10 protein-coding genes are annotated in these 9,490 nt (G+C 73.8%); 5 read left to right on the top strand and 5 right to left on the bottom strand.

What is annotated here, in order from left to right; genetic code table 11:
* Positions 1-7: 7 nt before the first annotated feature.
* Positions 8-607, bottom strand: a complete 600-nt coding sequence (locus AB0C76_RS24225) for a cation transporter (RefSeq protein ID WP_359969126.1) — start codon at positions 605-607, stop codon at positions 8-10.
* A gap of 79 nt (positions 608-686) precedes the next feature.
* Entirely contained in the window at positions 687-2,429 is a 1,743-nt protein-coding gene (locus tag AB0C76_RS24230; protein WP_359969129.1) for a GAF domain-containing protein, read from the bottom strand.
* 187 nt (positions 2,430-2,616) lie between these two features.
* Between AB0C76_RS24230 and AB0C76_RS24235 the strand changes: the two genes are divergently transcribed.
* Both AB0C76_RS24235 and AB0C76_RS24240 read left to right on the top strand, forming a co-directional pair.
* Positions 2,617-3,660, top strand: a complete 1,044-nt coding sequence (locus AB0C76_RS24235) for a zinc-dependent alcohol dehydrogenase family protein (RefSeq protein WP_359969132.1) — start codon at positions 2,617-2,619, stop codon at positions 3,658-3,660.
* A gap of 30 nt (positions 3,661-3,690) precedes the next feature.
* Positions 3,691-4,344 (top strand): pyridoxamine 5'-phosphate oxidase family protein, encoded by a 654-nt coding sequence (locus AB0C76_RS24240; RefSeq protein ID WP_359969135.1) that lies wholly within the window; start codon positions 3,691-3,693, stop codon positions 4,342-4,344.
* A gap of 58 nt (positions 4,345-4,402) precedes the next feature.
* Here AB0C76_RS24240 and AB0C76_RS24245 read toward each other — a convergent pair whose 3' ends face one another.
* On the bottom strand, positions 4,403-4,867 hold the full coding sequence (locus AB0C76_RS24245) for an FMN-binding protein (RefSeq protein ID WP_359969138.1): 465 nt from the start codon (positions 4,865-4,867) through the stop codon (positions 4,403-4,405).
* A 47-nt stretch (positions 4,868-4,914) separates the two neighbouring features.
* The gene (locus AB0C76_RS24250; RefSeq protein WP_359969141.1) at positions 4,915-6,207 is read right to left on the bottom strand and encodes a ferredoxin reductase family protein; all 1,293 of its coding nucleotides are present in this window, start codon (positions 6,205-6,207) and stop codon (positions 4,915-4,917) included.
* 296 nt (positions 6,208-6,503) lie between these two features.
* Between AB0C76_RS24250 and AB0C76_RS24255 the strand changes: the two genes are divergently transcribed.
* The 3 genes from AB0C76_RS24255 to AB0C76_RS24265 all read left to right on the top strand — a co-directional run bounded on the left by AB0C76_RS24255 (position 6,504) and on the right by AB0C76_RS24265 (position 9,064).
* A complete protein-coding gene (locus AB0C76_RS24255; protein ID WP_359969144.1) occupies positions 6,504-7,217 on the top strand; it encodes a response regulator transcription factor in 714 nt (237 codons plus the stop codon).
* Positions 7,214-8,689: an ATP-binding protein gene (locus AB0C76_RS24260; RefSeq protein WP_359969147.1), complete on the top strand. Its 1,476-nt coding sequence runs from the start codon at positions 7,214-7,216 to the stop codon at positions 8,687-8,689. The genes AB0C76_RS24255 and AB0C76_RS24260 overlap by 4 nt, the downstream gene beginning before the upstream one ends.
* Before the next feature lie 228 nt (positions 8,690-8,917).
* Positions 8,918-9,064 carry a hypothetical protein gene (locus AB0C76_RS24265; protein WP_359969150.1) on the top strand — a complete coding sequence of 49 codons (147 nt, stop codon included), beginning with the start codon at positions 8,918-8,920 and terminating at the stop codon, positions 9,062-9,064.
* 82 nt (positions 9,065-9,146) lie between these two features.
* Here the strand turns inward: AB0C76_RS24265 and AB0C76_RS24270 are convergent, their stop codons facing one another.
* Positions 9,147-9,473 carry a hypothetical protein gene (locus tag AB0C76_RS24270; RefSeq protein ID WP_359969152.1) on the bottom strand — a complete coding sequence of 109 codons (327 nt, stop codon included), beginning with the start codon at positions 9,471-9,473 and terminating at the stop codon, positions 9,147-9,149.
* Positions 9,474-9,490 lie beyond the last annotated feature (17 nt).

Raw genomic sequence — 9,490 nt, forward strand, 5'->3', positions numbered from 1 at the left:
GGCCGGGTCAGTGCCCGCCGAAGAAGATCTCCCGGACCTCGCGGGCGGCGTAGTAGACCAGCACGTAGCCGGCTGCGGGGTCGGCCCACCACCAGCCGAGGGTGGTGTTGAGGACCAGGCCGAGAAGGACGGCCGCGGCGAGCAGGCCGTCGATGAGGGTGACGCGGCCCTCGGTCCTCAGCACGGGGTTGTCCAGGGCGGCGCCGGTGCGGGCCTTGCCGTAGGCGAGCGCGAACATCACGGCGGCGGTGACGGCGGTCCAGGCGATCCCGAGCGGCGAGTGGTGCGGACGGAAGCCGCTGACCAGGACGGCGGTCGACTGCACGAGGAGGTAGAGGCCGAGCAGCGCGAAGCCGGCACCGATCAGCTTCAGCGCCGGCTTCTGCCGTTCCGCGCCGCTACCGGACAGCTCCCAGACGACGACGGTGGAGGCACCGATCTCGATCAGGGAGTCCAGGCCGAAACCGGCCAGGGCGACGGAGCGGGCACCGATCGCCGCGATCGCGAGGACCACGATCCCGATCAGGTTCCAGCCCAGGGTCGTGTACTCGAGGGCGAAACCCCGACGGAGCAGGGTCTGGCGGGAGGTCTCGTCGACGTCGGTCACCGGGGGATTGTCGCAGCCGTCCGTCCGGGTGCGCCTCGCGGGGCGCCCGTGGAGGCGGACGACCCGGTCGGATGCGGTGTCACCGCTCCCCGGTGGGCAGCGGGACCCGCCAGACCAGCTCGGTGCCGCCCTCGGGACGCGTGCGGGCGGTGAAGGTCCCGCCCAGGGCGGAGGCCCGGTCGGCGAGGTTGGCGAGGCCGCTGCGGCGGCCACCCTCGGGAAGACCGACACCGTCGTCGGTCACGGTGAGCGTCAGCGAGGTGCCCACGTCGATCGACGCGTCCACGGCGTTCGCCTCCGCGTGGCGGGCCGCGTTGGACAGGGCCTCCTCCAGAACGGCGACGGTCGCGTCCGCGATCCCGGCGGGGACGGCGACGTCCAGCAGGCCCGTCATCCGCAGGCCCGGGGTGAAGCCGAAGGCGCGGGCGGCGCGTTCGACGACCTCGACGAGCCGGGCGCGCAGGCCGACCGCGGCCGGGCCGGACTCGCGAAGGCGCAGGCCGAAGATCGTGGCCCGGATGGTCTTGGCGGTCTCGTCCAGGTCGTCGATCGCCCGCAGGACCCGGTCGGTCGCCTCGGGGTGCTCGATGAAGCGGGTGGCGCCCTGGAGGGTCATCCCGGTGGCGAAGAGGCGCTGGATGGCGAGGTCGTGCAGGTCGCGGGCGATCCGGTCGCGGTCCTGGAGCAGTGCGACCTGCTCGGAGTCGCGGCGGCGCTCGGCGAGCTCCATCGCCACCGCGGCCTGGTTGGCGAAGCCCAGCAGCGGCCCTGACTGGCCCTCGTCGAACAGTGGTGCCCCGGCGGTCCGGGCCAGCATCAGGACGCCGCGGATACCGCTACCGCGTTCGGCGGTGCCGATGGGGACCGCGACGGCCGGACCCAGACCCTCCCAGCGCGGCGGCCCGGCGGTGATCCTCGGGTCCTTCTGGACGTCCGGGCTCACCACGAGCCCGCCGGTGCGTGCCGCCACCCCCATGAACGAACCGTCCACCGGGAGCACCAGGCCCCGGTGCTGCTCCTCGCCGAGGCCCACGGCGATCCGGACCTCCAGCTCCCTGGCCCTCGGCAACGGCACGGCGACCACGGCGAGGTCGGCGCCGACGATCTCGGTGGCCCGGGCGAGCAGCAGGTCGAGTACCTCCTGTTCGGCACTTCCCGACAGCAGGCTGCTGGTGACCTCGGCGCTCGCCTCCAGCCAGTGCTCCCGCTGCCGGGCCCGGGCGTAGAGCCGGGCGTTGTCGATCGCCACGCCGGCGGCGACGGCGAGGGTGGCGAGCACCGACTCGTCCTCGGCGTCGAAGTCGCCGCCGCCGCGCTTCTCGGTCAGGTAGAGGTTGCCGAACACCTTTCCCCGGATGCGGATGGGCACGCCCAGGAAGCTGCTCATCGGCGGGTGGTTGGACGGGAAACCGTAGGAGGCCGGGTGATCGGCGATCCGGGCGAGCCGCAGCGGCTCGGGGTGGCGGATCAGCTCGCCGAGGATGCCGTGGCCCGACGGCAGGGCTCCGATCAGCTTGACCTGCTCGTCCGAGACGCCGACCGGGATGAACTGGGACAGCCGCTGGTCCTCGCCGATCACGCCCAGGGCGCCGTACTCGGCGTCCACCAGTGTGACCGCGGCCTCCACGATGTGCTTCAGCGCCTGGGCCAGCTCCAGGTCGCGCCCGACCGACAGCACCGCCTCAAGCAGACTGTGCACGCGGTCGCGCGTGCCCCGGGCCGTGTCCAGCCGGGCCTGGAGCTCGTCCAGCAGCTCGTCCAGCCGCAGCCTCGGCACGGGGACGCCCGTCTCCGTCGCGCCGGTCTCCGGTGCACTGTCCAACGAAACCTCCGTGGCTCGCCCCACGCCACTGCCCAGCGTAGGCGCGCACGGCCCGTGCTGCGGGGTCGAGAAGGGCCCAACGGCCCTGGGCGCGGACCCCGCCGGACCCATGGCGCCCCGCACGGATCGGCAGAACGCTGGAAGAGCGGAACCATCGGCTCCGTCACCCGAGAGGAGCGGACACGGCATGAAAGCGCTCACCTACCACGGACCCGGCCGCCGTACCTGGGGCGATGCGCCCGACCCGGTGGTCCGCGACCCGGAGGACGCCGTCGTCCGGGTGGACGCGGTGACCATCTGCGGCACCGACCTGCACATCCTCAAAGGCGACGTCCCCGAGGTCACCGAGGGCCGCGTCCTCGGCCACGAGGCCGTCGGCACCGTCGTCGAGACAGGTCCGGGCGTGCGCACCGTCGCGGCCGGCGACCGCGTGCTGATCTCCTGCATCTCCGCCTGCGGCCGCTGCACCTACTGCCGCGCCGCGAGCTACGGCCAGTGCACGGGCGGAGGCGGCTGGATCCTCGGCCACCTGATCGACGGCTGCCAGGCCGAGTACGTCCGCACCCCCTTCGCGGACACCTCGCTGTACGGACTCCCCGACGGCGTCACCGACGAGGACGCCCTGCTGCTCGCGGACATCCTGCCCACCGCCTACGAGGTCGGGGTCCGCAACGGGCAGGTCACCCCGGGCGACACCGTCGCGATCGTCGGCGCGGGCCCGATCGGACTCGCCGCGATCCTCACCGCCCGGCTCTACAGCCCGGCCCGCGTCATCGCGATCGACCTCGCCCGGACCCGCCTGGACGCTGCGGAGCGCTTCGGCGCCGACACGGCGCTGACCGCGGCGGAGGCCACCCCGGAGGCCGTGCGGGCGCTGAGCCGCGACGGTCTCGGCGTCGACGTCGCGATCGAGGCGGTCGGCGTGCCCGGGACCTTCGAACTGTGCACGAGCCTGGTGCGCCCGGGCGGCCGGGTGGCCAACGTCGGCGTGCACGGCAAGGCGGCGACGCTCCACCTGGAGGACCTCTGGATCCGTGACGTCACCATCACCACCGGTCTCGTCGACACGCACAGCACCCCGATGCTGCTCGACCTGCTGGCCGCCGGCCGACTGGACGTCGGCGGTCTCGTCACCCACCGCTTCGGCCTCCACGAGATGCAGGACGCGTACGACGTCTTCGCCGACGCGGCCGACACCGGTGCCCTCAAGGTCGCGCTCTTCCGGGCGTGACCTCATCCGCACCACCGAGGAGCACCAGTCATGTCCGCCCATCCCGACGCCGAGGACATCGCCCGCCGCATCACCGATCGCTGCCGCCAACTCGGCCTGAGCGAAGGCGTGTTGTGTCGCCGCGCCGCCATGGCGCCGTCCTACCTGCGGCTGCTCATGCGGGCCGGACCGGAGTTCGATCCGGACGCGTTCGTCCGGATCGCCACGGCGCTCGGGACGACCTGGCCGGAGCTGGCCGCGGGCGACCGCCCCGACGCCCCGCCCGGACAAGCGGGGCCGCAGGGGCATCCCCTGCTGCGCCGCCTCACCGGGCCGGAGTGCTGGGAGCTCCTCGGCACCCACGGCGTCGGCCGGATCGGCCTGTCCGGCGGACCGTCGCCGGACGTGCTCCCGGTCAACTACGCGGTGGACGCCCGGACGATCGTCTACCGCACGTCCCCCAGGGGCGCCGCCGCCCCGCCCGAGGGCACCCCGGTCTCGTTCCAGGTGGATCACATCGACGACCGCCACAGTCACGGCTGGAGCGTCCTCATCCACGGCGAGGCGCACCGGGTCGACGATCCGGACGAGGAACGGCGCCTCGCCGCACTGCCCGGCGCCGTCCCGTGGGCCGGTGGCTCCCGCCCGCTGTGGGTGCGCGTGCGGCCGGGCGAGGTGACCGGCCGCCGGATCGGCACCGGGTGATCGCTCCTCCGGCCTCCGCACCGCGTGCCGGGCGGTGCCGCAGCCGCGGCCCGCCCGGTCAGTTCCGGGCCTTGTCCAGCGCGCTCTGCAGGGACTGGGTGTAGCCGTCGCTGGTGTAGCTGGCACCGGAGACCACGTCGATGTCGGCGCTCTGCGCCGCGATGGCCTCCTTGTTGAGCACCGGCAGGGCGTACGAGTTGATCGAACGGTCGCGGCCGCTCTCGGAGGGGTACTGCACCACGTCGATCCGGGTGATCTTGCTGCCGCTGAGGGTGACCCGGACCTGCACCGGCCCGTAGCGGGTGTCGACCGCGTCGCCGGTGATGCTGCGGGTCGCGCCGGCGCCGGCACTCGCAGTGGCCGCCGGGCCTGCGGCGGACGTCGGCCCGTTGCCCGCGAGCCCGGTCGGGTCGGAGCTGATCGGTTTGACGCCCGCGGTTGTCACCCCTGCGTGGGGTTCCAGCGACAGCAGCAGCACGATCCCGGCTGCGGTCGCCGAGGCGGTGACGACGGCCCTGCGCATCTCGAAATCTCCTCTGCACTCGGAACTCAGAACTCGGAACGCGGAACTCAGAACGCGAACGACTCGTGGTGGATCCGGGACCGCGGCACCCCGGCCGCCCGGAGCGCCCGAACGGCGTCCCGTGCCAGTTCCTCCGGTCCGCACAGGTAGACCTCGTGCCGGGCCAGGTCGGTCACCAGCCGGGACAGCGCCACCCCGAGATCGCCCACCTGCGCCCGGGAGCCCACCAGGTGGTGCACCCGGGCGCCCCGGGCCGCGGCGACCGCCCTCAGCTCGTCCTGGAACAGCAAGTCCTGTGGCCGCCGGACGCGTTGGACCAAGGTCACCTCGCCCGGCAGCGTCTCGAAGAGCGCACGCAGCGGCGTGATCCCGACACCGGCCGCGAACAACAGCACCTTCCGCCTGCGTTGCAGCCGCCCGGTGAACGCCCCGTAGGGGCCCTCGGCCCGCACCCGGGTGCCGGGTCGGAGCCGGGCGACGGCCGCGCTGTGCCCGCCCAGGTCCTTCACGGTGAAACGCAGGTACTCCGGGTGCGGCGGCGCGGACAGCGAGTAGGGGTTGGCGGCCCAGCGCAGGCCCGGTGCCTGGAACTGGAGGCGGAAGAACTGGCCCGACTCCGCCCCGAGTTCGTCCAGCCGCTCGCCCGTGAGGAGCAACGAGACCACGCCCGGAGCCTCCCGGCGGACCTCCGCGACCCGCAGCCGGTGCCTGCGGTCGCGCAGGTACGGCACGGCCAGGCGGCACCAGCCGACCAGCAGGGCCGTTCCGCCGTACAGCAGGTACCAGAGTGCGCGGCCGGGGCCGTCGCCGAGGTCGGCGCCGTCGCTGAGCTGGTGGGCGAAGCCGAGGGCGACGGCGAGGTAGGTGGCCAGGTGCAGGTAGTACCAGGCCTCGTAGCTCAGCCGGCGGCGAGCGGCACGGGCCGAGACGATGCCGGTGCCGAACACCAGCAGCGTCGCGGCGGTCGCCTTCAGCATGTCGGGGAAGTGGAGGACCATCTGCACGCCCTCGCCGACCACCCCGCGGCCGTCGGTCAGGGCGTAGCCCCAGATGACGGTCGTCACGTGCGCCGCCACCAGGCCGACCAGGTACCGGCCGCCGAACGCGTGCCAGCGGGCGAGCCGGTCGGCGCCCACCCCGCGCTCCAACAACGGGATCCGTGCCATCAGGAGCAGCAGCACCGGCGCCGCGTATCCGGCGAGCAGACCGGTGATCCGGCCCGCGCCGGTCAGCCACCCGGCTGCGCCGTTGACCCCGGCGGTGTCCCGCCACCACGGCGCGAGCACTCCGAGCGCACCCACCGCGATCAGTGCGAGCACGGCTGGCGGTAGGAACCGCACCGTGAGCCCGCTCCTCGCGCGCGGTGCGCGGCGGCTCTGGGCGACTGCGGCCAAGACCGGCCCCCTTCCCTCTCGATCGATTTTTCGATCACTGCCCGACCACCTTGGCAGCGCAAGCTCTCAGTTCCCTCTGAGTCCAGCCGCCGCCGACCGAGGCCCGAGGCGTTTTCGCAGCTCAGAGCCGCTCGTCGGGGCCGACCGGGCAGACCGCGTCTCACGGCTTTCTCATGGCCGTCCGCCAGAATGGAGGCCGACCTGACCGCGACCGGCCGACCCGCCCGAGACCCAGGAGCCGCATGGACCGCAGCGCCGATCCGCCCTCCTGGCGGATCCTGGTCGTGGACGACGAACCGGACCTGGTCGACGTGCTCTGCGCCACCCTCCGGTACGAGGGCTGGGACGCGCGCGGTGCCGCGGACGGCGTCGCGGCGGTCGCCGCCGCCACCGAGTGGCAGCCGCACGCCGTGGTGCTCGACATGATGCTGCCGGACCTCGACGGCATGGAGGTGCTGAGCCGCATCCACGCCACCCGCCCCGAGGTCCGGGTGCTCTTCCTGACCGCGAGGGACACCGTCGAGGACCGGATCACGGGCCTGGCCGCGGGCGGGGACGACTACGTCACGAAGCCGTTCAGCCTGGCGGAGGTCGTCGTCCGGCTACGCAGCCTGCTGCGCCGCACCCCCGTGGCCGGGCCCGCCGGGCCGCCGGACGGGGCCCTGACGCTCGGCGACCTGGTCCTGGACGAGCGCGCCCGCGAGGTCACGAGGGGCGGCGAGCCGGTCGAGCTCAGTCCGACCGAGTACGCGCTGCTGCGCTACCTGATGGAGCACCCCCGACAGGTGCTCAGCAAGGCCCAGATCCTGGACGCGGTGTGGTCGTACGACTTCGGCGGTCAGGCGCACGTGGTGGAGCTCTACATCAGCTACCTGCGCAAGAAGCTCGACGCGGGGCGGTCTCCGATGATTCACACCGTCCGGGGTGCCGGCTACCTGATCAAGCCCGCGCGGTGAGGGGCCTGCCCGGCGGCCCGCGGACGCTGCGCGCCCGGCTGATCGCCGGAGTGCTCGCCCTGTTGCTGCTGACGTGCGGCGGGGTGAGCCTCGCGACCACCGAGTTGCTGCGGCACTTTCTGGTCGGCCGGCTCGACCAGCAGATCGCCGCCGCGGGCGCTCGCTACGCCGCCAGTCTCGAACACGCCGGCGGACCGAACGCCGTCACCGACACCCGCGCGCAGGCCCCGGGCACGTTCGGCGCCCGCCTGCTCAACGGTCGGGTGACCGGCGCGGGCGTGGTGGACGGTGACGCCGACGACGCCGACGTGGCGGCCGGCGACCGGCCTGCCGACCTCGACGACCGCGTCGACCTCTCCGCCGCCGACCAGCGGCACCTGGCCGCCCTGCCGCCCGACGGTTCGGCACGCGAGGTCGGACTCGGCAGACTCGGCGACTACCGCGTCCGGGCTGTGGCCGGGAGGGACGGCGACGTGCTCGTCACCGGGCTGCCGATGAGCCCGGTCGAGGCGACCACGAACAAGCTGATCATGCTGGAGCTGCTGGTGCTCGGCGTGGCCCTGACCGCCACCGGGGTCGCCGGCGCGCTCTGGGTGCGGCTGTCGCTGCGCCCCCTGGAGCGCGTCGCCGCCACGGCCGAGCGGGTCAGCGCGCTGCCGTTGGGCCGCGGCGTCGTGACCCTGTCGGAACGCGTGCCCGACGAGGACCCGCGCACCGAGGTCGGCAGGGTCGGCTCCGCGCTCAACCGGATGCTCGGCCACGTCGAGCAGTCGTTGGCCAGGCGCCACCTGGTCGAGAAGCGCCTGCGCGCCTTCGCTGCCGACGCCAGTCACGAACTGCGCACCCCGGTCGCCACCGTCCGCGGCCACGCCGAGCTGGCGCTGCGCCACCCAGGACCGGTCCCGGACGAGGTCCGGCACTCGCTCGGCCGGATCGAGGCCGAGTCGCGCCGGATGGGAGCGATCGTCGAGGACCTGCTGCTGCTCGCCCGCCTGGACGCCGGTCGGCCGCTCGCCGCCGACGAGGTCGACCTGACCCGCCTGGCCCTGGACGGCACGGCCGACGCCCGAGCCGTCGCCCCCGACCACCGCTGGCGGCTGGACCTGCCCGCGCAGCCCGTCCTGGTGCCGGGCGACGCCGACCGGCTGCGCCAGGTGGTGGCCAACCTCCTCACCAACGCCGCCACCCACACGCCCGAAGGCACCGAGGTGACCGTGCACCTGGAGCCGGCCGGGGGACAGGCGGTGCGCCTCGCCGTCACCGACACCGGGCCGGGCATCGACCCGGAGCTGGCCCAGCGGGTCTTCGAACGCTTCGTCCGCGGCGACCGGGCCCGCTCCCGCGCCACCGGCAGCACCGGCCTCGGCCTGGCGATCGTCCACGCGGTCGTCACCGCGCACCGCGGCTCGGTCGAGCTGACCAGCAGCCCGGGACGTACCGTCTTCACGATCACGCTCCCGGCGACGGCCTGACCGGGCGACGATCGTGGCGCCCAGCGGCCGGAAGGCCGGAAGGCCGGGGCGCCGGCCTGAGGCCGAAGCCGCCCGCCTCCGCCGGTCGTTGTGGCGGGAACGGCTGGTGGGGTTCCCGGTGCGGACCTCGTACCGGCTCACACCTGCCGGGCGGGCGCTGCGGCCGCTGCCGGTGGAGTCGTATCGGACGGGGACGGTACCGGCCGCCAGGGCGTGACCGGGGGCGCGATGGGCGAGTGGGAGGGGGCAGGCCGCCACCGCCTGCACCGGACCGGCATGACCGCGGAGGCCCGCCCCTTCCCCCACGCCGTCGCGGCCCTCCTCGACCCGCCACCCCCACCGCCGGTGAAGCGGCGCGGCCTGTTCCGCCGCTGATCCTGGTCCGGCCGGAGGACGAACCAGGAAGACGAACGGCGGGGCGTCCGAGGACGCCCCGCCGCCGCGCACTTCGGCCGACTCAGTCGCCGGCGACGTACACGTAGGTGCCTGGTGCCTCACTGCATCCGCCCAGCAGTGCTTCCAAGCTCACCAGTTGTGCGTTTTCCCGCCAAGCCGGGATCTCCTGAACCTCCGCGCGCGCGGTGGTGCACTGCCGGGAGTCCAGCACGGTGTCCCCGTAGGGATCGATGCCGGCGAGGACGGGGAACTCCACGCGGGGGAGCTCCGTGACGATGTCCATCAGGACGTCGTCCCCGTCATGAAGGGATCCGAGAAGGGTCTTCTCCAACGATTCCCATCGGGTCGGATCGGGCCGTTCGGAATGCCAGAAGACATCCAGTCCCATGGTGATCTCCGAATTGC

Source organism: Kitasatospora sp. NPDC048722 (assembly GCF_040650235.1).
GTDB lineage: Bacteria > Actinomycetota > Actinomycetes > Streptomycetales > Streptomycetaceae > Kitasatospora.